This window comes from Sphingomonas aerolata (genome assembly GCF_023935825.1).
GTDB lineage: Bacteria > Pseudomonadota > Alphaproteobacteria > Sphingomonadales > Sphingomonadaceae > Sphingomonas > Sphingomonas aerolata.
This window is the reverse complement of sequence record NZ_CP098762.1, coordinates 371,602-397,319: the sequence shown is the minus strand read 5'-3', so window position 1 is coordinate 397,319 and position 25,718 is coordinate 371,602. Positions and strand designations below refer to the sequence as shown.

Annotated in this window: 25 protein-coding genes; 13 read left to right on the top strand and 12 right to left on the bottom strand. The window is 67.1% G+C overall.

The genetic code is table 11. The annotated features are described in order from the left end of the window. Nucleotides 1-106 precede the first annotated feature (106 nt). On the top strand, nt 107-1,054 hold the full coding sequence (locus NEF64_RS01865; protein ID WP_056406736.1) for a phytoene/squalene synthase family protein: 948 nt from the start codon (nt 107-109) through the stop codon (nt 1,052-1,054). A 127-nt stretch (nt 1,055-1,181) separates the two neighbouring features. Here NEF64_RS01865 and NEF64_RS01860 read toward each other — a convergent pair whose 3' ends face one another. Continuing rightward, entirely contained in the window at nt 1,182-1,514 is a 333-nt protein-coding gene (locus tag NEF64_RS01860; protein WP_235516396.1) for a hypothetical protein, read from the bottom strand. 19 nt (nt 1,515-1,533) lie between these two features. On the opposite strand from NEF64_RS01860, the gene NEF64_RS01855 reads away from it, so the two are divergent. After that, complete coding sequence (locus NEF64_RS01855) at nt 1,534-3,363, top strand: ABCB family ABC transporter ATP-binding protein/permease (protein ID WP_056406732.1); 1,830 nt, start codon at nt 1,534-1,536, stop codon at nt 3,361-3,363. A 33-nt stretch (nt 3,364-3,396) separates the two neighbouring features. On the opposite strand, the gene NEF64_RS01850 is transcribed toward NEF64_RS01855, so the two are convergent. Beyond that, entirely contained in the window at nt 3,397-4,023 is a 627-nt protein-coding gene (locus NEF64_RS01850; RefSeq protein WP_162235397.1) for an SdpI family protein, read from the bottom strand. Between the two features lie 8 nt (nt 4,024-4,031). Next, entirely contained in the window at nt 4,032-4,343 is a 312-nt protein-coding gene (locus NEF64_RS01845) for a metalloregulator ArsR/SmtB family transcription factor (RefSeq protein ID WP_056406728.1), read from the bottom strand. Between the two features lie 275 nt (nt 4,344-4,618). Between NEF64_RS01845 and recQ the strand changes: the two genes are divergently transcribed. Genes recQ through NEF64_RS01830 form a run of 3 tightly spaced genes read left to right on the top strand, consistent with a single transcriptional unit; the run spans nt 4,619 to nt 7,223 of the window. Then, nucleotides 4,619-6,388 carry a DNA helicase RecQ gene (gene recQ, locus NEF64_RS01840; RefSeq protein ID WP_031439294.1) on the top strand — a complete coding sequence of 590 codons (1,770 nt, stop codon included), beginning with the start codon at nt 4,619-4,621 and terminating at the stop codon, nt 6,386-6,388. Beyond that, nucleotides 6,385-6,813, top strand: a complete 429-nt coding sequence (locus NEF64_RS01835; RefSeq protein ID WP_056406725.1) for a protein tyrosine phosphatase family protein — start codon at nt 6,385-6,387, stop codon at nt 6,811-6,813. Before recQ ends, NEF64_RS01835 begins: the two co-directional genes overlap by 4 nt. Next, nucleotides 6,810-7,223, top strand: a complete 414-nt coding sequence (locus NEF64_RS01830; protein WP_056406723.1) for a hypothetical protein — start codon at nt 6,810-6,812, stop codon at nt 7,221-7,223. The genes NEF64_RS01835 and NEF64_RS01830 overlap by 4 nt, the downstream gene beginning before the upstream one ends. A 126-nt stretch (nt 7,224-7,349) precedes the next feature. Here NEF64_RS01830 and NEF64_RS01825 read toward each other — a convergent pair whose 3' ends face one another. From NEF64_RS01825 to NEF64_RS01810, 4 genes are all read right to left on the bottom strand, one after another. Continuing rightward, the gene (locus NEF64_RS01825; protein ID WP_252574557.1) at nt 7,350-8,702 is read right to left on the bottom strand and encodes an ammonium transporter; all 1,353 of its coding nucleotides are present in this window, start codon (nt 8,700-8,702) and stop codon (nt 7,350-7,352) included. 27 nt (nt 8,703-8,729) lie between these two features. Continuing rightward, nucleotides 8,730-9,068 (bottom strand): P-II family nitrogen regulator, encoded by a 339-nt coding sequence (locus tag NEF64_RS01820; protein WP_031439291.1) that lies wholly within the window; start codon nt 9,066-9,068, stop codon nt 8,730-8,732. A 171-nt stretch (nt 9,069-9,239) separates the two neighbouring features. After that, nucleotides 9,240-9,440, bottom strand: a complete 201-nt coding sequence (locus NEF64_RS01815) for a putative signal transducing protein (RefSeq protein WP_056406720.1) — start codon at nt 9,438-9,440, stop codon at nt 9,240-9,242. Further along, nucleotides 9,437-9,994 (bottom strand): pyridoxamine 5'-phosphate oxidase family protein, encoded by a 558-nt coding sequence (locus tag NEF64_RS01810; RefSeq protein WP_031439289.1) that lies wholly within the window; start codon nt 9,992-9,994, stop codon nt 9,437-9,439. Before NEF64_RS01810 ends, NEF64_RS01815 begins: the two co-directional genes overlap by 4 nt. 141 nt (nt 9,995-10,135) lie before the next feature. On the opposite strand from NEF64_RS01810, the gene NEF64_RS01805 reads away from it, so the two are divergent. The 3 genes from NEF64_RS01805 (at nt 10,136) to NEF64_RS01795 (ending at nt 13,858) form a co-directional block, all read left to right on the top strand. Continuing rightward, complete coding sequence (locus NEF64_RS01805) at nt 10,136-12,370, top strand: TonB-dependent siderophore receptor (RefSeq protein ID WP_082446887.1); 2,235 nt, start codon at nt 10,136-10,138, stop codon at nt 12,368-12,370. Nucleotides 12,371-12,489: 119 nt separating this feature from the next. Beyond that, entirely contained in the window at nt 12,490-12,762 is a 273-nt protein-coding gene (locus tag NEF64_RS01800; RefSeq protein WP_031396253.1) for a CsbD family protein, read from the top strand. A gap of 73 nt (nt 12,763-12,835) precedes the next feature. After that, on the top strand, nt 12,836-13,858 hold the full coding sequence (locus NEF64_RS01795) for a lactonase family protein (RefSeq protein WP_056406718.1): 1,023 nt from the start codon (nt 12,836-12,838) through the stop codon (nt 13,856-13,858). Between the two features lie 15 nt (nt 13,859-13,873). On the opposite strand, the gene NEF64_RS01790 is transcribed toward NEF64_RS01795, so the two are convergent. Continuing rightward, nucleotides 13,874-15,271 (bottom strand): chymotrypsin family serine protease, encoded by a 1,398-nt coding sequence (locus NEF64_RS01790; RefSeq protein ID WP_156360364.1) that lies wholly within the window; start codon nt 15,269-15,271, stop codon nt 13,874-13,876. A 211-nt stretch (nt 15,272-15,482) separates the two neighbouring features. On the opposite strand from NEF64_RS01790, the gene NEF64_RS01785 reads away from it, so the two are divergent. Continuing rightward, nucleotides 15,483-16,409: a crotonase/enoyl-CoA hydratase family protein gene (locus NEF64_RS01785; RefSeq protein ID WP_056406716.1), complete on the top strand. Its 927-nt coding sequence runs from the start codon at nt 15,483-15,485 to the stop codon at nt 16,407-16,409. A gap of 19 nt (nt 16,410-16,428) precedes the next feature. Here the strand turns inward: NEF64_RS01785 and NEF64_RS01780 are convergent, their stop codons facing one another. Next, on the bottom strand, nt 16,429-18,438 hold the full coding sequence (locus NEF64_RS01780) for a putative bifunctional diguanylate cyclase/phosphodiesterase (RefSeq protein WP_056406715.1): 2,010 nt from the start codon (nt 18,436-18,438) through the stop codon (nt 16,429-16,431). Between the two features lie 120 nt (nt 18,439-18,558). Between NEF64_RS01780 and NEF64_RS01775 the strand changes: the two genes are divergently transcribed. After that, nucleotides 18,559-19,146: a septal ring lytic transglycosylase RlpA family protein gene (locus NEF64_RS01775; RefSeq protein WP_082446884.1), complete on the top strand. Its 588-nt coding sequence runs from the start codon at nt 18,559-18,561 to the stop codon at nt 19,144-19,146. On the opposite strand, the gene NEF64_RS01770 is transcribed toward NEF64_RS01775, so the two are convergent. Continuing rightward, a complete protein-coding gene (locus NEF64_RS01770) occupies nt 19,125-19,739 on the bottom strand; it encodes a class I SAM-dependent methyltransferase (RefSeq protein ID WP_031394390.1) in 615 nt (204 codons plus the stop codon). The genes NEF64_RS01775 and NEF64_RS01770 overlap by 22 nt on opposite strands. 181 nt (nt 19,740-19,920) lie before the next feature. Here NEF64_RS01770 and NEF64_RS01765 point away from each other — a divergent pair, with 181 nt between their 5' ends. Then, nucleotides 19,921-20,244 (top strand): antibiotic biosynthesis monooxygenase, encoded by a 324-nt coding sequence (locus NEF64_RS01765; protein WP_031394391.1) that lies wholly within the window; start codon nt 19,921-19,923, stop codon nt 20,242-20,244. Continuing rightward, a complete protein-coding gene (locus NEF64_RS01760) occupies nt 20,241-21,563 on the top strand; it encodes an MFS transporter (RefSeq protein WP_056406713.1) in 1,323 nt (440 codons plus the stop codon). Before NEF64_RS01765 ends, NEF64_RS01760 begins: the two co-directional genes overlap by 4 nt. Before the next feature lie 27 nt (nt 21,564-21,590). Here the strand turns inward: NEF64_RS01760 and NEF64_RS01755 are convergent, their stop codons facing one another. Both NEF64_RS01755 and NEF64_RS01750 read right to left on the bottom strand, forming a co-directional pair. Next, entirely contained in the window at nt 21,591-21,875 is a 285-nt protein-coding gene (locus tag NEF64_RS01755; RefSeq protein ID WP_252574555.1) for a hypothetical protein, read from the bottom strand. Nucleotides 21,876-22,180: 305 nt separating this feature from the next. Beyond that, nucleotides 22,181-24,454 carry a CDC48 family AAA ATPase gene (locus tag NEF64_RS01750; protein WP_031396435.1) on the bottom strand — a complete coding sequence of 758 codons (2,274 nt, stop codon included), beginning with the start codon at nt 24,452-24,454 and terminating at the stop codon, nt 22,181-22,183. Between the two features lie 276 nt (nt 24,455-24,730). Between NEF64_RS01750 and NEF64_RS01745 the strand changes: the two genes are divergently transcribed. Beyond that, nucleotides 24,731-25,615 carry a LysR substrate-binding domain-containing protein gene (locus NEF64_RS01745; RefSeq protein WP_037530034.1) on the top strand — a complete coding sequence of 295 codons (885 nt, stop codon included), beginning with the start codon at nt 24,731-24,733 and terminating at the stop codon, nt 25,613-25,615. Nucleotides 25,616-25,718 lie beyond the last annotated feature (103 nt).

The window sequence follows — 25,718 nt, the reverse complement described above, 5'->3', positions numbered from 1 at the left end:
GCCGGGGCCCAATTGGGGGACGGAGATTGGCTCGCGCTACGCGTCATTACACTTGCTTTCCCACCTGGGCCCCGGCCTTCGCCGGGGTGGTAGTAAAGGTGGCGGCATGACCTCCCCCTCCCCCACCCGCGAAGCGATCGTCGCGACGGCGAAGGAATCGATCGCGCGCGGCTCGAAGAGTTTCGCGGCCGCCAGCCTGTTGTTCGACAAGCCGACGCGCGAACGGGCGTGGCTGCTCTATGCCTGGTGCCGGCGGTGCGACGACATCGCCGACGGGCAGGATCACGGGCACGGCATGACCGTGGTCGACGATGCCCCGGCGCGGCTCGTCACGCTGTCGGCGATGACCGAGCAGGCGCTGGCGGGCGAGGTCGTCGGCGAACCCGCATTCGACGCGCTGCGGATCGTCGCGGCCGAGACGCGGATGCCCAAGCGGTTCGCGCGCGACCTGGTCGAGGGCTTCGCACTCGATGCGCGCGAGTGGCGACCGCGCTCCGAAAACGACCTGTACAAATATTGCTACCATGTCGCGGGCGTCGTCGGCTGCATGATGGCGATCGCGATGGGCGTCGATCCCGAGGACGAGGACACACTCGACCGCGCCTGTGACCTGGGAATGGCATTCCAGCTTGCCAACATCATGCGCGATGTCGAGGAGGATGACCGGGTCGGGCGCTGCTACCTGCCCGAAGACTGGCTCGTCGAGATGGACTTTCCGCCCGGCCAGCACATGAAGCCGCCATTCCGCGCGCGCCTCGCGGTGCTCACGAAACGGATGGCGGACCGCGCGGCGGCGTTCGAGGCGAGCGCACGGGAGGGCACGCCCGCGCTATCGTTCCGATCGGCCTGGGCCGTGCTGTCCGCGGCCGGTATCTATGGCGCCATCGGGCGGACCGTCGCAGCGCGTGGCGAGCATGCCTGGGATCACCGCGTTACGACGTCGGGGGCGCAGAAGCTGGGGTTTATCGCGAAAGCCGCGCGGGAGGCGGCGGCGCGGGAGCGGTTGTATCCGCGTACGCCGCGCGATCCGAGGCTGTGGACACGACCGCGATAGCTTAGTCTTTCACCCCTCATCCGTTCGCCTTGAGCGAAGTCGAAGGGCCTCCGTTCGGGGTCTATGCTTCGACTTCGCTCAGCACGAACGGGGAAGAGGCGAACTCGAACACGCGTGAACCGGCATATCAGCCCCGGGTCTTGGCCTTGCCTGTCACGGCGATCTGCGCGCCCGCGGTGCGGCAGTTGGCGCCGATCATTGGATAGGGGACGTCGGTGTTCTGCGCGAGCTGATCGGGAAGCGCCGCGCGGCACTGCGCCATCGTTTCGTACCGCGCTGGCACGACCCGTGCCTCGGTGCAGTTCATATTGCCGTCACTGCAACCCATGATGGCCATGACGTAGAACAGCGGTTCCATTTCATTCTCCAGTGGATCGCCGTGCCCGGCGTTGGACACGGTATGAAAAGCGACGAAGTGGCAGGATTGTTCCGCCAACCGCTTTCGCCGGGGCTTGACCACGCCTACATCACCACCAGCAATGCCCCCTGATACCTACACCTCCACCCGCGCGGACCAGCCGTTGCTGCCGACGCTCCGTCGCTTTCTGCCGTTCCTGTGGCCGGCAGGGCAGCCGAAGCTGAAGGCGCGGATCGTCGTCGCGATGCTGCTCGTGATCGCGTCGAAGCTGGTGCAGGTGTTCGGCGCGGCGTTCACGCTGAAATATGCGGTCGACCGGATGGCGGGGAACGACCGCGGCGCGCTGACGCTCGTCGCGCTGCTGGTGGTCGGCTATGCAGCGTCGCGGTTCGGAACGACGCTGTTCGACAATTTGCGCAACGCGGTGTTCGAGCGTGTCGGACAGGACGCGTCGCGGCGTCTGGCCGCGCAGGTATTTCGCCATCTCCATGCGCTGAGCCTCGATTTCCATCTGTCGCGCCGAACGGGCGCAGTAACCAAGGTGGTCGAGCGCGGGACCAAGAGCATCGACACGATGCTGTATTTCCTGCTGTTCAACATCGCGCCGACGCTGTTCGAACTCGTGCTGGTGCTGGGTCTGTTCTGGACCAAATTCGGCTGGCCGCTGGTCGTCGCGACGGTCGTGATGGTGGTCGGCTATATCGCGTTCACGCGCATGGTCACCGACTGGCGCAACGCGCTGCGGGCACGCATGAACGACCTCGATACCGGTGCGGTCGCGCATGCGGTGGATTCGCTGCTGAACTTCGAGACGGTCAAGTATTTCGGCGCGGAGGAGCGCGAGGCAAAGCGCTATGACAGCGCGATTACCGCCTATTCCGAAGCCGCGGTGAAGAGCGAGAATTCGCTCGCATGGCTGAACCTCGGCCAGGCGCTGATCACCAACCTGATGCTCGCGGGCGGCATGGGCTTCGTCGTGTGGCGGTGGAGCCGGGGCGAGGCCTCGGCGGGCGACGTGGTCTTCGTCTCGACGCTGCTGGCGCAGCTCTTCCGGCCGCTCGACCTGCTCGGCATGGTGTATCGCACGATCCGCCAGGGCGCGCTCGACATGGCGGCGATGTTCGACCTGATCGACACGCCCGCTTCCGTGGTCGATGTGGCCGACGCCCCCGTACTGGCGGTCAGCGCGGGTCATGTCCGGTTCGAGAATGTCTCGTTCGGCTATGATGCGGGCCGTCCGATCCTGCGCGATCTCGAGCTCGACGTGCCCGCGGGATCGACGCTCGCGGTGGTCGGACCGTCGGGCGCGGGCAAGTCGACGCTCGCGCGACTGCTTTACCGCTTCTACGACCTGACGGGCGGACGGATCACCGTCGACGGGCAGGACATTGCGCAGGTCCGCCAGGCATCGCTGCGCGCGGCGATCGGGATCGTCCCGCAGGACACGGTGCTGTTCAACGACACGATCGGCTACAACATCGCCTATGGCCGCGAGGGGGCGGAGATGCCCGAGGTCGAGACGGCGGCGAAGGGCGCGGCGATCGCGGGATTCATCGAACGCCAGCCGCTGGGCTATGCGACGCGCGTCGGCGAGCGTGGTCTGAAGCTGTCGGGCGGCGAGAAGCAGCGCGTGGCGATCGCACGCACGCTGCTGAAGAACCCGCCGATCCTGATCCTCGACGAGGCGACGTCCGCGCTCGACAGCCGCACCGAGGCGGAGATCCTCGACACGCTCGAGGCGATCGAGCGCGGCCGCACCACGATCGTGATCGCGCACCGGCTGTCGACCGTGGTGCATGCCGACCAGATCGTCGTCCTGGAGGCGGGGCGGATCGTCGAGAAGGGCACGCATGCGGAGTTGCTGCGCCGCGAGGGCGTGTATGCGGAGATGTGGAACCGCCAAGCGCAGGAGCGTGCTGGGCAGGATGACGGGGCGCTGGCGGCCGAGTAGCGACGCATCCGTTCTTGCTGCACGCGACAAGGCCTACCCTGCCCGGTGCGTCCGCCGCCAGTAGAAGAACGAGTAAAGGATCGGCGTCGCGACCATCACGAGCAGCAGCGCGATGACGAACGACGTGCGCGTTTCGCCCTGCATCGGCAACAGCGCGACGAGGATCAACCCGAGCCCCGCCCCCATCATTATGCGGCCGCCATAACGATGCGTGGCGATCCAGTTGTCAGGATCCATGATCGCCCAAGGCGTGCGGATGCCGACGAAGAATCCCGGGCGCGACTTCGGCAGGACGTTGCCGAGCGCCACGAACAGCACGCCGATCCCGACCAGCATCGTCGTCGCGGGCAGCGTGATGCCAAAGGCCGGCGCGGCGACCATCGCCTCGACCAGTATCAGGATTCCGAGCAGCCCGGCCCAGGCCGTGCGGTAGAGCGGTGCGGATTGTTCGAGCTTGTCCTGCATCGGCTCGAGCGACGGCAGCACCGCCATCACCAGCGACACCACCACCGTCAGCGCGACGGGCATGAACAGAGCGGTTCCTGCATCGGCGAACCGGTCGGGCAGCCCATCAGGGCCCCAATGCGTCGGCAGTTGCGTCCCCGCCGGCAACCGGCCCAGTGCGACCGCGGCAACGATCGCGAGCCCAGCCGCAGTCACTGCAGAGGCTATGATGAGGTTTCGGTAGCGCATGTCTCGTCCCCCTTGTCGTCATCCGCGGCACCGACGCGAAGCCGCCCCATGAAGCCCATCACCACCTCCTCCATCACCGACAGATCGAGCGTGTAGACGATCGACGTGCCGCGGCTCTCGGCCTGGATCAGCCCGGCGGCTTTCAGCTTGGCGAAGTGATTTGACATGGTCGGTTTCGACACCGCGAACGCGTCGGCCAGCGCCCCTGCGGTCATCGCGCCGCCTTTCAGCAGCTCGAGAATGCGGCGGCGGGTCGGGTGCGCAAGGGCGTCGAAGACCGAGTCCATGCGCATTGTTTATTCGTAAAGTCGCTAATTAGCAATATGGCTAAATTTTAGCGATGGCTCGACGGGGTTTGCGCCTCCCCGGCGGAGGCCGGGGTCCAGTTGGGAGACGTTGCTGACAAAGGACGTCCCGTCGTTACGACCACCTTTCCAACTGGCCCCCGGCCTCCGCCGGGGAGGTGCATGCTATCTGGTCGGGATGACAGACCCTGGTGCACCGGCGCGATAAGGCCCGCGCTATCCTCGACATCGCAGCGGGGATCGCTACCTAGACGGCGATGGCACTCGACCCCCTTCCCGATCTCCAGCGCATCTTCGGCTTTCCTGATTTTCGTGGCGTACAGCGCGATGTCGTCGACCGCGTGCTTGCGGGGCAGCGGACGCTGGCGGTGATGCCGACCGGGGCTGGCAAGTCGCTGTGCTACCAGTTGCCGGCGACGATGCTCGAGGGGACGTGCGTGGTCGTGTCGCCGCTTATCGCGCTGATGCACGACCAGCTGCGTGCCGCGACCGCGGTCGGGATCAAGGCGGCGACGCTGACGAGCGTGGATACCAATCGCGAGGAGACGATCGCGCGGTTCCGCGCGGGCGATCTTGATCTGCTGTATGTCGCGCCCGAGCGGGCCTCGAACGAGAGTTTTCGGAACCTCCTGTCGCAGGCCAAACTGTCGCTGTTCGCGATCGACGAGGCGCACTGCGTCAGCGAATGGGGGCATGACTTCCGCCCCGACTACCGCCTGCTGCGGCCGCTGCTCGACAGCTTTCCCGACGTGCCGCGGCTCGCGCTGACCGCGACGGCGGATGCGCATACGCGGGCGGATATCCTCGAACAGCTGGGGATCTCGCAGGACGGCTTGATCGTGTCGGGGTTCGACCGGCCGAACATCCGCTATGCGATTTCGGCGCGCGACAACGTCAACCGGCAGATCGCCGACATCCTCGAGAAGATCCCGGGGCCGGGGATCGTCTATGCGCAGACGCGCGCGGCAACCGAGAAGCTCGCCGAGGCGCTGGGGCGCAGCGGGCGGCCGACGCGCGCCTATCATGCCGGGCTCGATCCGCAGGTGCGCGCGAAGAACCAGGCGGATTTCGTCGCGAGCGAGGACATGGTGATCTGCGCCACGGTCGCGTTCGGGATGGGGATCGACAAGCCCGACGTGCGCTTCGTCGCGCATGCCGGGCTGCCGAAGTCGATCGAGGCCTATTATCAGGAGACGGGGCGCGCGGGGCGTGACGGCGATCCGGCGATCGCGCATCTGTTCTGGGGCGCGGAGGATTTCGCGCGCGCACGCCAGCGGATCGGCGAGGTCGAGCCCGAGCGGCAAGCGGGCGAGCGCCAGCGGCTGACCGCGATGGGCGGGCTGGTCGAGACCGCGGGGTGTCGGCGACGCATCCTGCTCAAGCATTTCGGTGAGGAGCGACTCGAGGATTGCGGCAATTGCGACAATTGCCTCGGCAATGTCGATGCGGTCGACGCGACCGAGACCGCGCGGAAATTCCTGTCAGCGGTGTTCCGGACGGGGCAGATGTTCGGCGTCGGCTATATCGAGGGCATCCTGACGGGCGTGTCGAGCGAGCGCAGCCTGATGAACGGGCATGAGGCGCTGTCGGTCTACGGGATCGTCGAGGGCGACGAGGTGGCGCTGTTGAAACCCGTATCGCGCGCGCTGATGCTGAAGGATGCGCTGCGCACCAATCCACACGGCGGCCTCGAATTCGGACCGGCGGCAAAGGCGATTCTCAAGGGCGAGGCGGCGCTGTCGGTGATCGTGCCGCCCAAGCGCGAGCGGCGGCGCAAGGCTGCACCGGGCGCGGTGCCGAACCCGGTCGACGATCCGCTGTTCGAGGCGCTGCGCGTATGCCGCCGCGATCTGGCGAAGGACGCGGGCGTTCCACCCTATGTGATCTTCCACGATTCGGTGCTGCGTGACATGGCGGCGCAGCGACCCGCATCGCGCGCGGCGCTCGCGGTGTTATCGGGCATTGGCGCGCGCAAGCTCGACGCCTATGGGGATGCCTTTCTGGCAGTTATCCGCGAGTCCGCATGATCCGGCACATCAACGAAAGCATTTCGGTCGCGCCGCAGATCGCGGTCGAGCAGGTCGCGGACATAGCCGCGGCGGGGTTCAAGACGATCGTCAACAACCGCCCCGACGACGAGGATGCGGGACAGCCTTCGGGCGACGCGATCCGTGCGGCGGCCGAGGCAGCCGGCCTGAACTATGTCGCGATCCCGGTGACGCATGCGGGCTTTTCGCATCCACAGATCGACGCGATGACCCAGGCGCTGACCGAGGCCAAAGGCCCCGTCCTCGCCTATTGCCGGTCGGGCACGCGGAGCTGCAATCTGTGGGCGCTGGCCGCGGCTAAGGCGGGGCGCAATCCCAACCTGCTGCTCGCGCAGGCCGAGGACGCGGGCTATGACCTGCGCGGGATCCGCCCGATGCTGGACGCGCTCGCAGGGCCGCGATGATCCCGATCGCGCTCGGCCCCGCGGTGATCGGGGCTGCGGTCGCGGCATTGGTGGCGTCGGTCGGCGGTATCGGCTGGGCAACGGCCCGGAAACGGCGCGTGATACGGATCGAGACCGCCGAGGAGGCCGCCGAGGCGGCGCAGGCGCAACTGCCGGGCTTTGCCGTGTCAGGGGCCGTCGTCGGCGCCGATGGGCGCGGTGCGCTCGCCGTCGCGGACGATGGCCGTGTCGCCGCGGTCAAGCGTGTCGGCAAGCGGATCGCGGTGCGCGAGGTCACCTGGCGGACGGTGCGCGCGACGCAGGAGGGAATCCTCGTCGAGACCGGCGACCGGACGCTCGGCGCGGTGATGCTCTCGCGGGTCGACGTGCTCGATATCCGGCGGCTGGCTCCCAGGAACATCGGCGTCTAGCGGCCACCCTGCCGGCACCGCGATCGACACGCAAAAAAAGACCCGGTGCGTTGTGCGCACCGGGCCAGGTTGTCCGCAGGAGGAACATCGTGGGTGCGGGCTCGGGCGGCCCGCTACCGAACAGGGTCAGTTATAGGCACGCTCGCCATGCTCGCCGATGTCGAGACCCTCGACCTCGACTTCGGGCGAGACGCGCAGGCCGGTGACCGCCTTGGCGATCAGGATCGCGATCACGGTGCCAACCGAGGCCCAGATGATCGTGACGAGAACCGCCTGGATCTGCACCAGCAGCTTGGCGCCGATCGCATAGTTGGCGGCACCCGGGCCACCGAGCGACGGCGCATAGACCACCGCAGTGCCGATCGCGCCGACCATGCCGCCGATGCCGTGGATGCCGAACGCGTCGAGCGAGTCGTCATAGCCGAGCAGCGGCTTGATCTTCGACACCGCCATGAAGCAGATCAGCGAGGCGATCGCGCCCAGCACGATCGCGCCGAACGGGCCGGAATTGCCCGCTGCCGGCGTCACCGCGACCAGCCCTGCGACGATGCCCGAGCAGAAGCCGAGCGCCGACCCCTTGTGACCCGACAGCCGCTCGGCAAGCATCCAGAACAACGCGGCCGACGCGGTCGCGACGAAGGTGTTGATCATCGCCAGTGCAGCCGACCCGTTCGCCTCGAGCGCGGAGCCGGCGTTGAAGCCGAACCAGCCCACCCAGAGCAGCCCGGTGCCGATCCCGGTCATCACCAGCGAATGCGGCGCCATCGGCTCCTTGGGATAGCCGATCCGCTTGCCGAGCATCAGTGCGGCGACCAGCGCGGAGACGCCTGCGTTGATGTGGACGACGGTCCCGCCCGCGAAATCGAGCGCGCCGGCCTTGAAGAAATAGCCCGATGCGGCCCAGACCATGTGCGCGATCGGGAAATAGACGATCGTCAGCCAAACCAGGCCGAACACCATCACCGCGGAGAATTTCATCCGCTCGACGACCGAGCCCAGCACCAGCGCAATCGTGATCGCGGCGAAGGTCATCTGGAAACAGACGAAGACATATTCGGGGATTTCGACGCCCGCGGTGAAGGTCGCCGCCTGCGAGGCGGGGGTGATCCCCTTGAGGAACGCCTTGTCGAGGCTGCCGATGAAGTTGCTGAGCAGCGGATTGGTCACGTCGGGACCGAAGGCCAGCGTATAGCCCCACATCACCCAGATGAGCATCGCGAGTGCTGCGACCGCGCCGATCTGCGTCATGGTCGAGAGCATGTTCTTCGACCGGGTGAGACCGCCGTAGAACAGCGCGAGACCCGGCAGGATCATCATCAGGACGAGGATCGTCGAGGTCATCATCCAGGCGGTATCGCCCTTGTTGACGGTGGCGACGACAGGCGCGGCCGCGGGTGCGACGACCGTCTGCGCAAAGGCGGGCGCGGCGGCGACCAGCGCGGCACCGAACCCCAGAACCGCCGCGGCGGCTGTCTTCATGTCATGCTTCATCGTGTCCCCCTCCCCTCAGAGCGCCGAGTCGTCGGTTTCGCCGGTGCGGATGCGCACCGCCTGGCTGACGTCGACCACAAAGATCTTGCCATCGCCGATCGCGCCGGTGTTGGCGGATGCCTGGATCGCCTCGACCACGCGGTCCACCAGGCTCGTCGCGCACACGACCTCGACCTTGATCTTGGGCACCATGTTGGTCGTGTATTCGGCACCGCGATAAATCTCGGTCTGACCCTTTTGCCGGCCGAACCCCTTGACCTCGGTGACCGTCATGCCCGCCACGCCGAGCGTGGTGAGCGCTTCGCGCACCTCGTCGAGCTTGAACGGCTTGATGATGGCAATGACGAGTTTCATCGCGCCCCTTCCCCTTGTTACGTCGAACACAACGCAACGACCGTGCCAGTTTACCGGCAGGGTGCGGGACGGGGCGGGGACGGCGTGCCGGGCGCGCCGGGCCGTTAGAAACTGTGCAGCGCGCGACGATTGCCTTAAAAACGGGCAGCGCGTCGCCGGAAGATTATTCGCTCAGCGGTCGGGAATGATCGCGCGTGCCTCATCGAAATCGTCCGCGTCGACCATCACGCGGACCGGGATCAACAGATCACTGCCGTCGCCGATCGCCATGTCGCCGTCGAACACGATCGCGGCGATGCCCTCGCTTTCGAGCCGGCCGGCGATGATCAGCGCCTCGTTGCGGCTGTAGCGGCCAAGCTCGGCGAGACTCATCGGGCTGCACCGGGCGCGACGGTCGGCACGCGCGTCGGCAGACCGTCGATGCTGCGCGGATGCTCGGCCCATTCGGCGAGCCGTTCGGCATCGCTCTGCCCGGCATGATATTTGGACAGAGTCTGGCGTTCGCGATCGAGCGTCATCACGGGCACGCCCCATCCGCAGCTCGTCTGCACTTGGTCGACCGCGATCTCGAAGATCTGCCGGGTCCCCGGCAAGGGCGTGAACTGCGCATAGAGCGCGTCCCAGCGATCGTCCTGCGGCAGCACCGCGGTGCCGTGGCCATAGATGCGGAAGATGAGCGCGGGGCGGTCGAACGCGCAGAACATGATCGTGATGCGTCCGTCGGCGGCGAGATGCGCATTGGTCTCGTTCCCCGAGCCACCAACGTCGAGATAGGCGACGGTGCCAGCGTCAAGAACGCGGAAGCTGTCCATGCCCTTCGGGCTGAGGTTGATCCGCGCACCCTCGGCCGCGGTCGCGACGAAGAACACGGGCTGGCGTTCGACGAACGCGCGGTGCGCGTCGGTCAGGGCGGGGAAGAAGTCCATGGCAACACCCTATCAGGACCACCGCTCAGACGCGAACGGTGAACCGCTTTTCCAAGCCACTGAAAACGCGGTTTGCGAATCGGTCGCAACGCTATTGCAAATCAGTCGCGACAACAGTAGCGAGCCGGAAAGGGGTTTTTCATGTCCGATCGTCGCTTCGCCCGCCTGCTGCTCGCCGGCACCATTCTCACGGCCGCGCTGCCCGCAACACCGGCCTGGGCCACGTCCGCCCCGGAGGACACGACCCCCAACGCATCTGTGGCAGCGGCAACAAGCCCGAACGAAACCGACGCGTCCGAGCCGCAGGATCATGGCGTGATCGTCGTGACCGGCGAGAAGGCGACGACGATCGCGTCGTCGGGGACGAAAAGCGCGACGCCGATCGTCGAGACGCCGCAGTCGATCAGCGTGATCACCGCCGCTGACATTGCCGGGCTGGGACTGCAGAACCTCAATCAGGCGCTGCGCTTCGTTGCGGGCGTGACCCCCGAGACGCGTGGCGCATCGGCGGAAGTGTACGACCAGTTCAAGCTGCGCGGGTTCGACGCACCGGTCTATCTCGACGGGCTGCGCCAGTTCGGCAGCGCGACCGGCTATGCGGTGCCGCAGGTCGACGTGTCGCGGCTCGATCGGGTCGAGATTATCAAGGGCCCGGCCTCGGTGCTCTATGGCCAGTCGAGCCCGGGCGGTCTGGTCGCAGAGGTCAGCAAGCTGCCGCTTGATCGCGCAACCTATGGTGCGGTCAGCGGCACCTATGGCACCTACGACCTGTACCGCGTCGACGCCGATATCGGCGGGCGCGCGGGGAACGACGTGCTGTGGCGCATCTATGGCAGCGCGAACGGCGCCGACGACCAGCAAACGCAGGGTCAGGGCAAGCGCGAGCGCCAGACGATCTCCGCTGCGGTGACCGCAGGCGCAAACAGCAGGACGAGCTTCACGCTGCTTGGCGCCTATTCGCACGATCCCTATAACGGCAATTACGGCGTCTTCCCCGCGCTCGGCACCCTGATCGACAACCCGGCGGGCAAGATCTCGACGAAATTCTACGGCGGCGAGCCGGGCGATTTCTTCAGCCGCGAACAGGCGGCGCTGACCTATATCTTCAACCATGATTTCGGCAGCGGCTGGGCGCTGCGGTCGTCGGGTCGCTATCAATATGTGAAGAGCAATCTGGGGATCGTCTATACCGGCGGGCCGGCGCTCGATCCGTTTGCGACGGCGCCGACCGTCTATGGCCGCTACTCCTATTCGACGCGCGAACAGCTGAACAACTGGACGTTCGACAATCAGCTGACCGGCAAGGTTGTGACCGGACCGCTGACGCACAGCCTGTTGTTCGGCGTCGATCGGCAGGTCGCGCATTCGGCCGGACTCTCGGCCTTTGGCGGCGCGTCGCCGATCGACGTCTTCAACCCGGTCTACGGGACGATGCCGACACCGCAGTCGCCGTTCGTGGTCGCGGGCTACGCCTTTGACGGCAGCCTGGCCCGCGTCGATTCGGCCAATGTCCGCCAGCGCCAGCAGGGGGTCTATGCGCAGGACCAGATTGCGGTCGGCGGACTTCGCGTGACGCTGAGCGGCCGCCAGGACTGGGCCCGCCAGGAACGCAACGGCAAGGCGCAGAAAGACGAGAAGTTCACCTGGCGCGCGGGTGCGCTGTACCTGCTGCCGTTCGGGCTGGCGCCCTATGCAAGCTACTCGACCTCGTTCCAGCCGCAGAATGCGGAACTGCGCGATGGCAGCCCCCCGAAGCCGTCGCTCGGCAAGCAGATCGAGGCGGGGGTGAAATATCAGCCGACCGGCACATCGATCCTCGTCACCGCAGCCTGGTTCCGGATCGAGCAGACCAATGTCGTCGTGTCCTATCCCGATTTCACGGCGGAGCAGATCGGCAGGGTCCGGTCGCAGGGTGTCGAGGTCGAGGCGAGCGCGCCGCTGCCCTACGGCTTCAACGCCAAGCTCGCCTATAGCCGCCAGCGCGTGAAGAAGGTCGAGGACGTCGTTGCCGCCAATATCGGCCTGCCGCTCGCGACGGTCGGGCGCGGCGGAATCTCGGCGAACCTCGAATGGGCGCCGACCGAGGGGCCGGCATCGGGCTTTGCGATCGGCGGCGCGGTGCGGCACGTCGACAAGACCTATGCCGATTTCTATTCGGACGGCGTCGCGCGCTATTCACCCGCCTATACGGTATTCGACGCGCTGCTGCGTTACGATCTGGGCAAGCTCAGCCCACGGCTCGCCAATGTCGATCTCGGCGTCAACGCGACCAACCTGTTCGACAAGAAGTATCTGACGAGCTGCTTCGCCAACTATGCCTGGTGCTGGTACGGCAACCGCCGCACCGTGCAGGCGACGATCGGATATCGCTGGTAACGGGCCGCTCGACCCTGCGCAGGAGGTTTATACGCAGGTCGATGGCACATCTTGGCGTGTCGGCCGTTCAGCGGTCCGAGCGCATTCGTTCCGGATGCCGTCCAGCATAGGAGTTTAGCATGAACACGACGACCTTGAAGGGTGAAGGCCAGGATCTGCTCGGTTCGGTGAAGCAGGCAGCAGGCAATGCGACGGGCGACAGCTCGCTCCAGGCCGGCGGCGTCGCCGACCAGATCGCGGGCACTGCGAACAAGGCGATCGGCACCGCGACCGACACCGTCGCACCGCTCGCCGACAAGGCGCGTGCGTTTGCCAAGGATCGTCCGTTCGCCACCGCGGCGCTGGTTGGCGTCGTCGGCATCGCGCTGCTCAACACGCTGCGCGGCAAGTGATCGCCTGGGGCCGCGTCCGCGCGGCCCCGCTGGTCGGAGGATCCCGGCGGTGTCGACACGGGGCGAATGCCCTGTGAGACGACCCGCCGGCCTCTGGATCGGCACCAATCGCGGCGGGCTGCACCCACTGCGACACGGCGATGGCTGGTCGACCGGCACGCCCTATCCTGACGCGATAAACGTGTCCTTCGGCGTGCATTCGCCGCGCCATGACCTCCATTTTCTCGTCGATGAACGCGATGACGGCGCGATCGGCGTGTATCGCGCGACCGCCGACGGCTGGCGACAGATCGCCCGCGTGGCGGTCGATGGGAACGCGCCCTGTCATCTCGCGCTGAGTCACGACCAGAGCCTGCTCGCCGTCGCCAATTATGCGAGCGGGAGCGTGTCGATCTTCGACCTCGATCGCGACGGTCTGCCGATAGAGCCCGCCCATGTCTTTTCTCATAAAGGATCGGGTCCGAACCGCGAACGTCAGACTTGCCCTCACGCGCATTGGGTCGGGTTCGATGCCGAGGATCGCTGGCTCTATGCAACCGATCTGGGGACCGACGAGATCCGCGCCTTCGCGGTGGCGCCGGCGCCGGGCGGCAACCGTGTACAGGCGGCCGGCACAGCCTTTCACGCACCAGCGGGGTCGGGGCCACGCCATCTGCTGCTGCATCCGCAGGTGCAGCGCGTGGCGTATCTTGCCAACGAACTTGCGAACACGCTGACCGTGCTGGTCGGCGGCGAGGGTCGGTTCTCGGCGGCCAGGACCGTGTCGACGCTGCCAGAGGCGTATGACGGTCCGAGCATCGTCGCGCATCTGGCGATCAACGCGGCGGGGGACCGGCTCTATGTCTCCAACCGCGGGCATGACAGCATCGCGGTCTTCGCGCTCGACGCGAAAGGCGACCCGCGGCTGGTCCAGCATGCGCCGGCCGGGGCGGCCTATCCACGACACTTCCTGCTGTTGGAGGATGAGAGCCTGATGGTGATCGCGAACGAGAAGGACGAATGCGTGACATTGCTGCCGATCGACGCGGACGGGCTGCTCGGGCCGCATGTCGCCCGGGTCGCGGTTCCCGGCGCGGCGTTCGTCCTGCCCCTCTAGGCTGCGCGTCTGCGCTCAGCGATAGGCGAGCGTCCAGCCGGGCGGCAGATAGTCGGTCGACATGTAATAATAGAAGAGGCAGCTGCCATCGGCGCGGTAGGTGCCGCCCTTGACGAGGCCGAGTGCGACCTGCCCTTCGAAAACCGGCGCGCCGCTGTCACCCGACTTGCATGTCGGCCCCTCGACCGCGACCCAGGTCGGCAGGCACGCGCCGCCGCACAGATCGCCCGCGGGGGCAAAATCGACCATCGCGACCGGCGCACAGCTATAGCCGGTACGCTCGCCGCGGTGACAGACGAAGTCGCCCGCGCGCGTGCTGGTCCGGTTACGCCATGTCGCGACGGTCCTGAGCTTGGTCTTGGCGGTATCGGCAAAGAAGGCGGGCAGCCGTGGCGCAGTCGCCGGCAGCGCGGGCGCGCGGTTGATCTGGACGTCCTGATACCCCCAGCCCCATTGGCCGATATAGGGCAGCGCGATCGCCCGCCGCTCCGTGCCCGCCGGCGGCCGCCCGACATAATCAAGCGTGTCGGGACAATGCGCGGCGGTGGCGATCGCATCCGCGACGCCATCGGTGACGACGAATCCCGTCGTGCAGACATAGCGCCGCCCGTCGACCGTCCCGACCACCCGCCCCCCGCCCGCGACGTCCGGCATCACGGTCACGACGTTGGCAGGCGGGATCGTTGCCACGGGAATCCCGGGCGCTGTGGCGCCCGGCGTGGCCGTTATGCTCGTCTGAAGCGCCATCGGCAGCATCGGGCGATCGCTGGCTTCGATCCGCACGGGAACGCCGGTCATATCGGCGAACTTCGCGGTGAGTGCGCCATCCCGGTCGAGCGCAAGGTCCGCGGTCGCGACCATCACGACGAGCGTACCCGTCCGCTGATCCGCACCGATGCCGGGGGGATGCGGAAGCGCAGCGCGGATCGCCGCCTGGAAGGTGCGGATCTGACCGAGGATCCGGTCGAGCGTCGCCGCCGCGCCGGTCCGGAACACCAGCGGGACGCTCATCCCCCCCGCCTCGACGACGCGGTCGGCGACCGGGTCGGTGCCGGTCAGCAGCACCACGATCCGGTAGGCCGGATCATGCTCGACCGCGATGCCGGCGAGTCGATCCGCGAATTCGAGGCGCAGCGCGTCGGTGACGGGAATCGTCGCCGCCTGCGCCCGCATCCGGTGGAGCGCGACATCGAGCGGCACGCCGAACCGCCGCGCATATTGCGCCGCGTCCTGCATCGCCGCATCGACGGGGAGCTGGAGCTGGGGGGCATCGACCGACGCGATCTGTGACGGGGCGGGCGGCGACGGGGCGGGTGGCGCGACACCGGTCTGCGCCGCGCCGGATGGTGCCGGGAGCCACAATCCCGCAACCAGCGCTCCGGCCAGCCCCGCCTGCATCCATTTCGCTGTCATGATCGGCAAACGTCCAGTTTCGGGGGCCAGCACCGGGTCGCGGACCGTGCGCCACGACCGCCCCTGACCCCGACCCCGCCTAGCGCACCGGCGCGGTATCGCGCGAGACGGATTTTAACGCGCGTCGCGCGCACGCCCCCGCGGGATCGCCGCCATTGTGCCCTAGGTTCGGCGGTGCAGCACAGCGCTGCGATTACAAAGGAATGCCACAGTGACTCTTGCTTTACCCGCCCGACATTTCTCGCCGGCCCCGCGGCCCGCAACCGCGACCACAGCCGGGATCGCGGCCCCCGCCCCAACCCCGCCGCTGTTCGCGCTCGACCAGCTCGAGGTGACGTTCGACCCGCAGGCCGACACGCTGTGGACCTATATGCGGCCAAGGACGCGGCCGAGCTTCAACCCTGCGCTGCTCGCGGACTTTGGTCAGTGGCAGGCCGATATCCACAGCGCCCACACCTCCGGGGCGATGCCGATTCGCTATCTCGTGCTCGGCTCGCGATTCCCCGGCGTCTTCTCGCTCGGCGGTGATCTCGACCTGTTCGCACAGCATATCCGTGCCGGTCACCGCGAGGCGCTGGTCCAATATGGCCGCGCCTGCGTACAGATCCTGCACCGCAACCTGCGCGGCCTCGATCTGCCGATCGTGACGATCGGGCTGGTCGAGGGCGATGCGCTGGGCGGCGGGTTCGAGGCGCTGCTGTCGTTCAACGTCGTCGTCGCCGAACGCGGCGCGATCTTCGGCCTTCCCGAGACCGTGTTCGGGCTGTTCCCCGGCATGGGGGCGCACTGCTTCCTGTCGCGGCGTCTGGGCGCGGCGCGGGCCGAGCAGATGATCCTCAGCGGGCGCAACTACAGCGCGGAGGAGCTCTATGATCTGGGTATCGTCCACGCGCTCGCCAATCCCGGCCAGGGACGTCGGGTGGTCGAGGATTATATCCGCCAGAACCGGCGTCGCCACAGCGGGCATTGCGCGATCTACGAGGCGTCGCGCGCGGTCAATCCGCTGACGCTCGACGAGCTCGAGGCGGTGGTCGACCTGTGGGCGGACGCCGCGTTGCGCCTCAGCGAGGGGGATCTCAAGCTGATGCGGCGGCTCGTCGCGGCGCAGACCCGTCTGCTCGACAAGCCGAAAGGCTGACGGACATCGCCCCCGGCCCTCAGGACAGCGCACGCATCCTGGGGGTTTCGTCGGCAAGCAGGTTCGCCACCTGGCTTGCCGACATCGGGCGCGCGAGCAGGAAACCCTGCACCGCGGTGCAGCGGGTGCGACGCAGCTGCGCGAGCTGGGTCGGCGTCTCGATGCCCTCGGCGACGGTCTGCATGCCGAGCGTCGCAGCGAGATCGACCACCGTCTGGATGATCGCCATCGACGCGGGATTGTCGTCGAGCGCGGTGATGAACGACCGGTCGATCTTGAGCGTCTGGAACGGAAATTTGGTGAGATAGCCGAGCGACGAATAGCCGGTGCCGAAATCGTCGAGCGTGGTGCCGACCGCCATCCGGTTGATCGCTGACAGCGCCGCCAGCGATGCGTCGATATCGTCGAGCAACACCGATTCGGTCACTTCGAGATCGAGCCGCCCCGGCGCGAGCCCAGTAGCGTCGAGCGCGTCCTTCAGCACCTTGGCGAGCCCGGGCGACAGGAGCTGGATCGGCGACAGGTTGACCGCGACGCGCACCGTGTCCGGCCAGTCCAGCGCGTGACGGCAGGCCTCGCGCAGCACCCAGGCGCCGATTTCGACGATCAGCCCGCTCTGCTCGGCGATCGGGATGAATTCGGCGGGCGACACGCTGCCGTGGCACGGGCTGTCCCAGCGCAGCAGCGTCTCGCAGGACAGGATGCGGTGCGTCGCCAGGTCGAAGATCGGCTGGAAGGCGAGCCACAGCTCGCCGCGCGCGATCGCGCCGTGCAGGTCGCTGGTCAGCGCGCGGGTCCGCTCGATCTTCTCGTCCATCACCGGTTCGTAGAAGCAGAAGGCCCCCCGGCCGCTTTCCTTGGCGCGGTAGAGTGCGAGATCGGCATGTTTGAGCAGCGTGTCCGCGTCGCCCCCGTCGATCGGTGCGATCGCCACGCCGAGCGAGGCACCGACCGTCAGCCGACGCCCGGCATAGGCCACCGGCTGTGCGACGAGGTCGAGGATATGATCGGCGATCGTGCGGGCATCGTCGCGCGCGCCGATCGCGCAGACGACCGCGAACTCGTCGCCGCCCAGCCGCGCGACGATCGCGTCACCGGCCACCCCGATGGTGCCCCCATCGGTGACGAACGCGGTCTGGAGCCGCTGCGCAACCTCGGTCAGCAGCACGTTGCCCGCCAGATGACCGAGCGAATCGTTGATCTCCTTGAACCGGTCGAGATCGATCCAGTGGATCGACAGGAGCTCACCGGTCGATTCCAGTCGGTGCAGCCGCCGCTCGAACCATTCGCGAAACGCGGTGCGATTGGCGACCCCGGTGAGGTCGTCGCGTCGCGCGAATGCGGCGTGATGTTCGGCGAGCGCGGTCTTTTCACTCGCCGCGATGGTCGCGCCGAGGATGGCCTCATAGGTCTGCAGCGTGATGTCGATCATCGCCAGCACGAACAGGATGATGACGACCGCGAGCACGGCGTTGAGCGGCTCGCCCGACAAAAAGAGCCCCGCCGCGAGCGGCAGCGACGCGAGGCAGAGCTGTGCGAGCGCGATCGTCGGCCGACCCGCATTGCGTCCGGCAATCCCCGCCGCATAGCCGATCGCCGTCGTCACCGAGAGGAGATGAAGTACGCCGTCCGCGGTCCGGGTCAGCGTCAGCAGCCCGAACATGCCGAGCAGCGCGGAAAAGGCGAAGGCGCCGATGCGGTAGTAAAACTCCCACTGTCCTGCCCGCGGGCGCTCGGCGGCACCCCGATCAACAGCAAATCCGTCAGCGGCCTGTTGATCGGGCACGCGCTGGACGATGCCGATGATCCGCAGTGCGGCGACCAGCCCGATCAGCACCGCGAAGCCGGCAAGCCAGCGATCGCCACTGGTGACGGCCACGACCGTGGCGATACCCGTGCTCGTCAGCGCACCGATCACCAGCGACTTGGGTGAGGCATAGAGCGAGGTGACCAGAGTCGCCCGGACGTCCGCGGCGACCGCGTGATCCGAGTGGCGAAGCTGCCTCAACCGGGTAATGAAATGCGTCATGGCACCTTCGAACAGACTGTAACCGTAGGGTAAAGCGGTTAAGCAAACGCTACGATCCCGCGCGCGGGCGGTTCGCCGCAATGGGGTTCAGCTTCGACCGGGTGTCCGCTAGCAGGGATAATGATCCCAATCGCACCGCGTTCCGATACGCCCGGCCTGCTGGCCGCCCTCGCGCTGTGCGCCATGCTCGCCGGCTGCGGCACGACGCGCTACCGCCCGGTCAGCGACTATCCGGTCAAGATCGGCCGCCCCTACAGCGTGCGCGGCACGACCTACCGGCCCGCCGATCTGCCGGGTTATGACGCGGTCGGCATGGCGAGCTGGTATGGCCGGGAATCGGGCAACCAGACCGCGAACGGCGAACGGTTTCGCGTGAAGGGCATTTCTGCCGCGCATACCGTCCTCCCGCTGCCGAGTTATGTCGAGGTCACTGCGCTCGACACCGGCCGGACGATCCTGCTGCGGATCAACGACCGCGGGCCGTTCACGCCCTCGCGGCTGATCGACCTGTCACGCGGCGCCGCCCGGCTGCTCGGGATCGAGCGCCTCGGCCGGGCCGCGGTCCGCGTCCGCCGCGTCGAGCCCGACGCCAAGGACCGCGCGCGGTTACGGGCCGGCAAGCCCGCATCGGCGAGACCCGATGCCTCGCCCGACGAACTCGCCGCGTTGCGCGCGCGGCTGACGGATCAGTCCTTCCAGGCCCAGTAGAGCTGTGCCGGGGGCACGTTCCACCATTCCATGTCGTGATCGATCGATTCGAAATGCGGGGTGAGGAAGTCCTTCACCTTCGGGCTGAACTGATAGACCAGGAACGCGCCGCCGCTGCGCAGCACCGAATGCGTGCCGGCCGCGATCGCCGGACCGACGCCGGGGGGCAGCGTCGAAAAGGGCAGGCCCGAAAGGACATAGTCGGCCGATTCGAAGCCGTGATCGGCGACGATCTTTTCGACATCGGCCGCCGAGCCGAGCACCGCCGAGAACCGCGGATCGGTGATCGTGTGGCGCAGATAGCGGATGAAATCGGGGTTGGTATCGATCACGATCAGCGTCGCGTCGGGCGCCATCCGGTCGAGAATCGGGCGGCAGAAGGTGCCGACGCCGGGTCCATATTCGACGAACACCTTGGTGTTGTCCCAGTCGACCCGACCGAGCATCTTGCGGATCAGCTTGTCCGAGGACGGCACGATCGAGCCGACCATGACAGGGTGTTTCAGGAATTCGGTGAAGAACATCTGCCACGGGGAGGGCACGCCGGCGGGGCGGGTGCGCGCGCGCCGGGCGGCTGTGGTCGGACTGGGCATCGTGTTCCTTACGATCAGGGATCCCGCGCGCACGCGAGGCTTTGAGCCCCCCGTCGCACGGATTCCAAACGTGTTTCAAGGCCTGCGGGTTGCATCACGCGACGAACCGCGCCGAACGCGACCAGTGCCCGGTGCCGCAACCCGCGCTTGCCAACCCCCGGGCTTGGCTTAAGCATTGGGCATGCACGACGATCGGACGGGCCAGACGGCGGTCATTTTCATGTCGAACCGTAACGGCACCGACCCCGCCGGCTATGCCGCGGCAGCCGCCGCAATGGAGGCGCTCGCCGCGACTCAGCCCGGCTATCGCGGGATCGACAGCGTGCGCGACGAAGCCGGGCTGGGGATCACGATCAGCTATTGGGCGGACGACGCCGCGGCGATCGCGTGGCGCGACGATCCCGACCATGCCGCGATTCGCGAGCGCGGGCGGGCGCTCTGGTATGACCGCTACCGCGTCACCGTCGCACGGGTCGAGCGCGACTATGACTGGGCGCGGCCATGACCGGCATCGATCGCGACGATGCGCGGATCGATCGTCGCTTCGCGCTGATGTTCCTCGTCATGCTGACGATCGCGGCGGGCAATACCGCGCTGCAATCGGTGCTGCCCGCGCTCGGCCGGTCGCTGGGCGTCGCCGACAGCGCGGTGGCCGGCGCGTTTTCGGTGTCCGCGCTGCTGTGGGTGATCGCCGCGCCGTTCTGGGCGAACCGGTCCGACCGACATGGGCGCCGCGCAATGATCCTGCTCGGCATCGGCGGGTTCAGCGTGTCGCTGACATTGTGCGGGCTGTTCCTGATGGCAGGGATCAACCACTGGATCGGCGGGACCGCGGCGTTCGGCTGCTTCATCGCCGGGCGGCTGATCTATGGCGCGTTCGGGGCCGCCGCGCCGCCCGCGGTGCAGGCGCTGGTCGCGGGCGAAACGACGCGCGCGGAGCGGACGCGTGCGCTGACCCTGCTCGCTTCCGCCTTCGGGCTCGGCACGATCCTGGGGCCGGCGATCGCGCCCTATCTGATTCTCGGGTCGGTCGGCGGGCTGGAGGTGGGGCTGGCGGGCCCCGCCTTCCTGTTCGCGCTGTTCGGCGTGGCGGTGTGGATCACGGTGCGGCGGATGCTGCCCGATGACCGGATCGTCGCGCCGCATGACGATACGCACGGCGCGAGTTCGGCCTATCCGTCGATCGGCGGCGCGCCGAGCGGCGCGTCGGTCACCGCCGCGACCCAGTCGCATGTCGAGCAGGTCGGTTATACCGATCCGCGCATCCGCGCCTGGATGATCGCCGGGCTGGTCATGGGGCATGCGCAGGCGATGACCGGGCAGGCGATCGGGTTCCTGGTGATCGACCGGCTCAACCTGGCGCCCGCACTCGCGCTCGAGCCCACGGGGATCGTGCTGATGATGGGCGCAGGTGCAGCGCTGCTCGCGCAATGGGGAATCATTCCGCGACTCAACCTGACCCCGCGCCAGCTCGTGCTGACCGGGCTGGTGCTGGCGGCGGCGGGCACCGCGCTGACGGGGATCGCGACATCTCTCTACACGATCGCGACCGCCTATGCGCTGGCGAGCCTCGGCTTCGGCTTCACACGGCCGGGCTTCACCGCGGGCGCCTCGCTCGCGGTCGGCGCGAATGCGCAAGGGTCGGTCGCGGGCAAGGTGACCAGCATCAACGGCGCGAGCTTCGTGCTCGGGCCGTCGATCGGCGTCGGACTGTACGAGGCGCAACATTCGCTGCCTTATCTGGTCGCGGGCGCAGCGTGCGTGGTGTTGATCGGCTATGCCTGGGTGACGCTGAATGAGGCGAAGGACGCGTCGGGCGGCTGACCCGGGATTCATCAGGCCGCGGTTCCGCTATTTCGCCGACATTCCGATGCAGTACAGAAGCAGCGGAACCCCGATCAAGAGGATCATCAGTAACAAGTTCATCTGGATCAGTCGGTTGAGCCATTTCGGCTGCCCAGCGGAGTCCCGATCGGCCTCTTCCTTCGAATAATCCTCGACGATTTCCATATCGAATTGTTTCGAAAAGAAACTCCTCGGACGCATCCGCAACGAGGCTTTCGGAAACAGGGCGTCTTCATCGACGTCGCGGCGCGCTGGCGAGTGATCGCCAGATTCAGAGGCTGGGCCTGACATTGCGTGGTTTCCGTATATTCGAGATCATGGGCGTGCAGCGCACGTCCCAAAGGTCAGATCGAATAAAGCCCGAACTCCAGCGGCCTATAGCCGCGAGCTCGGGCTAACCCCGTGCGGCGAGTTGGCCGGCGTGATCGAGGAAACGCTTATGTGTCGCGGATGCGTACATGAAAGTTACATTGGACCCGTGCCCGGTAATGTCAACACATGGCACAAGATCAGGGCCATTCGGCCAGTCGACTATCGACCGCCGAATGGAACCATGCTGGCGGTAGCCCCTCTCCCGCCAAGGAGAGGGGCGATGATCACGCCGCGCCTTTGCTGGGGAAGGCGAAGCCGATCGGCTGGATGGCGGTCGCGTCCTGTTTCAGGCGGGCGGCCATCTGCTCATATTCACGCTCGGTCTCGGGCGTGACGCTTGCGCGCGATTCCTTCAGCGCATTGTCGAAATCGGCCATCGTCACGTCGGTCGAATCGATCGAGCGACGCAGCGCGACCAGGCCTGCGCGGCGGACGACGTCCTCCAGATCCGCACCCGAAAACCGGTCGGTGCGGTCCGCGAGACGATCGAGATCGACGTCGGACGCGAGCGGCATCTTCTGCGTCTGGATGCCGAGGATCCGCCGGCGCCCCGCTTTGTCGGGCACGCCGACATAGACGAGCTCGTCGAACCGCCCCGGGCGAAGCAGCGCCGGGTCGATCAGATTGGGGCGGTTGGTCGCGCCGATCACGACGACCGACTGGAGCTCCTCCAGACCGTCCATCTCGGCGAGGATCGTGTTGACGACGCGCTCGGTCACCTGCGGCTCGCCCGCGCCGCTGCCGCGGGCGGGCACCAGCGAATCGAGCTCGTCGATGAAGATCACGCACGGTGCGACCTGACGCGCGCGCTGGAACAGCCGGGTGATCTGCTGCTCGCTCTCGCCATACCATTTGCTGAGCAGGTCGGACGATTTGGTGGCGATGAAATTCGCCTCCGCCTCGCGCGCGACCGCCTTGGCGAGCAGCGTCTTGCCGGTCCCTGGCGGGCCGTAGAGCAGGAAGCCCTTGGCCGGGCGGATGCCAAGCCGCCGGAACGCGTCGGGATTCTTGAGCGGAAGCTCGACGCCCTCCTTCAGCCGCATCTGCGCGTCGTCGAGTCCGCCGACATCGGCCCAGCGCACGGTCGGCGCCTGGACCATGACCTCACGCATCGCCGATGGCTGGACGCGTTTGAGCGCACCGAGGAAATCCTCACGCGTGACCGACAGGTCGTCGAGCACCTCGGGCGGTATCGTGCGTTCCTCAAGGTTGAGCTTGGGCATGATCCGCCGCACCGCCTCGATCGCCGCCTCACGCGCCAGCGCGGCAAGATCGGCACCGACAAAGCCGTAGGTCGTGCGCGCCAGCTCGTCGAGATCGACCCGGTCGCCCAAAGGCATGCCGCGCGCATGGATGCCGAGAATCTCGCGACGGCCGCGCTCGTCGGGAACGCCGACGACGATCTCGCGGTCGAACCGGCCGGGACGCCGCAGCGCCTCGTCGATTGCCTCGGGACGATTGGTCGCGGCGATCACGACGAGATTGGCGCGTGCCTCCAGCCCGTCCATCAGCGTCAGCAGCTGCGCGACGAGACGCTTTTCCGCCTCGCCCGACACCTGCCCGCGCTTGGGTGCGATCGAATCGATCTCGTCGATGAAGACGATCGACGGTGCGGCCTTGGCGGCCTCCTCGAACACCTGGCGCAACTTGCCCTCGGACTCGCCATAGGCCGACCCCATGATCTCGGGGCCGTTGATCAGGAAGAACTGCGCGTCGGATTCGTTGGCGACCGCGCGCGCGAGCCTCGTCTTGCCGGTGCCGGGGGGGCCATGCAGCAGCACGCCCTTGGGCGGATCGACACCCAAGCGCTGGAACAACTCGGGATAGCGCAGCGGCAACTCGACCATCTCGCGCAATTGGTCGATCGTCTGCGCCATGCCGCCGATGTCGTCATAGGTGACGTCGGCGCGGCGTGCGTCCTGTGGCTCCTCATATTCGGGGCGCAGCTCGATCTCGGTATTCTCGTCGATATGGACGACGCCCTTGGGGCTGGCGGCGATCACCGCGAGGCGGATCTCCTGCAGTGCATAGGCGGGCGCGTTCATGAACTGCTGGACGCCCGCGGGCATGTTGCCGACGCGCTGATGCCCCGCGGTCGCGACGATGTCGCCCTGGCAGATCGGCCGGCCGAGGAATGTGCGCTTCAACGCGTTGGTCGAGCCCTGAAGCCGCAGATTCTGCTGTGCGGGTGCGAAGACGACGCGCGTCGCGGGCTTCGATTCGGCCTTGCGCACCTCCACGAAATCGCCCGAGCCCACACCCGCATTCGCGCGCTGGAGCCCGTCGATGCGCAGGATGTCGAGCCCCTCGTCCTCCGGATACGGCCCGACGGCACGCGCGGGCGTGTTCTGCTTGCCAAGGATCTCGATCACGTCGCCCTCGCCGATGCCGAGCGTCGCCATCAGCGCGCGCGGCAGATGCGCCAAGCCGCGGCCGCTGTCCTCGGGACGCGCGTTCGCCACCTGGATTTTCCGCGTCGGGGTTTCGCTATCGGGCATCTCGACTCCTTCAAACTCGAAGCGTGTCAGATGGGGGGCCGCCGCCGGGCTTGCGAGGACTTGAAAAGACAAAAAAAGGGCCGGCCAATGAAGGCCAGCCCATGAAAGTTTTTAGGAGAGGATGCCTGAAAGGCGAGGTCTTTTTGCGTCGAGGCGGTTCATGTTGCAAGTGCGAATGGATCCGCTACGATTGCGCTAACTGCAATCGTAGGCTTCAATGCGGCCAATGATGCGGATCACATGCATCGAGTCGGATAAGGGAGTCGGGGAGGAATCATGCGGAGGCTGCCGCCACTCGGGGCTATCGAGGCGTTCGTCCAGGTCGCGCGGCTGGGCTCGATCAAGGCCGCCGCGGAGGATCTCGCGCTGTCCGCGCCCGCGCTCAGCCGGCGCGTGCAGAGCCTCGAACGGTTCATCGCCAAGCCGCTGTTCGCACGCCGGCATCAGGCGATGGTGCTGAACGCCGACGGCGAACGCCTGCTCGCGCAGATCGCGCCGGTGCTCGATTCGCTGTCGGATGCGGTCGAGTCGATGACGAGCACGACCGAGGTGCTGCGGCTGCGGCTGGGCATCCTGCCGCTCTATGCGTCGCAGAAGCTGTTCCCGCGGCTCGGCGAACTGCGGGCGTCGCATCCCGAACTGCATCTCGACATCGATACCGCGGCGCATTTGGTATCGCGGCTGGGCGACGGGCTGGACGCGGTGATCGCCCTGTCGCGCGAGATCGATCCGGCCTTCTATGCGCGGCGGCTCGATCGCAATTCGGTCTATGTGATCGGTGCGCGCACGCTGCTCGACCGCGCCGATCCGATCACCCGACCCGAACAGCTCTCGACGCTGACCGCGCTGGTCCACCGCGACATGACGGATACGTTCACCGCGTGGCGGACGGCGGCTGGGCTCGACGATATCGAGCCGCTGGCGATCGATCATTTCGATTCGGGTGCGCTGATGCTCGAGGCGGCGGCGCAGGGGCTGGGCGTCGCGTTCATGCATGCCAGCCATTTCGAGGATGCGAACGATCCGCGGCTCGTGCGGCTGTTCGAAATCGAGGTGGAGAGCCCGTACAGCTATTGGTTCGTCTGCCGCCCGCGCGCGTTGCAGGCCAAGCCGGTCAAGCTGTTCCACGACTGGCTGATCAAGACGCTAGCGGAAGTTTAGCGAGGCGCAGCCTCCGCTCGGATACCGGATGTACGGTTGAGAGAGGGTCAGGGTAGCAACCGCGACGCGCTTCTGACTTGAAGCGCGTCGCGGCTAAGCCGCG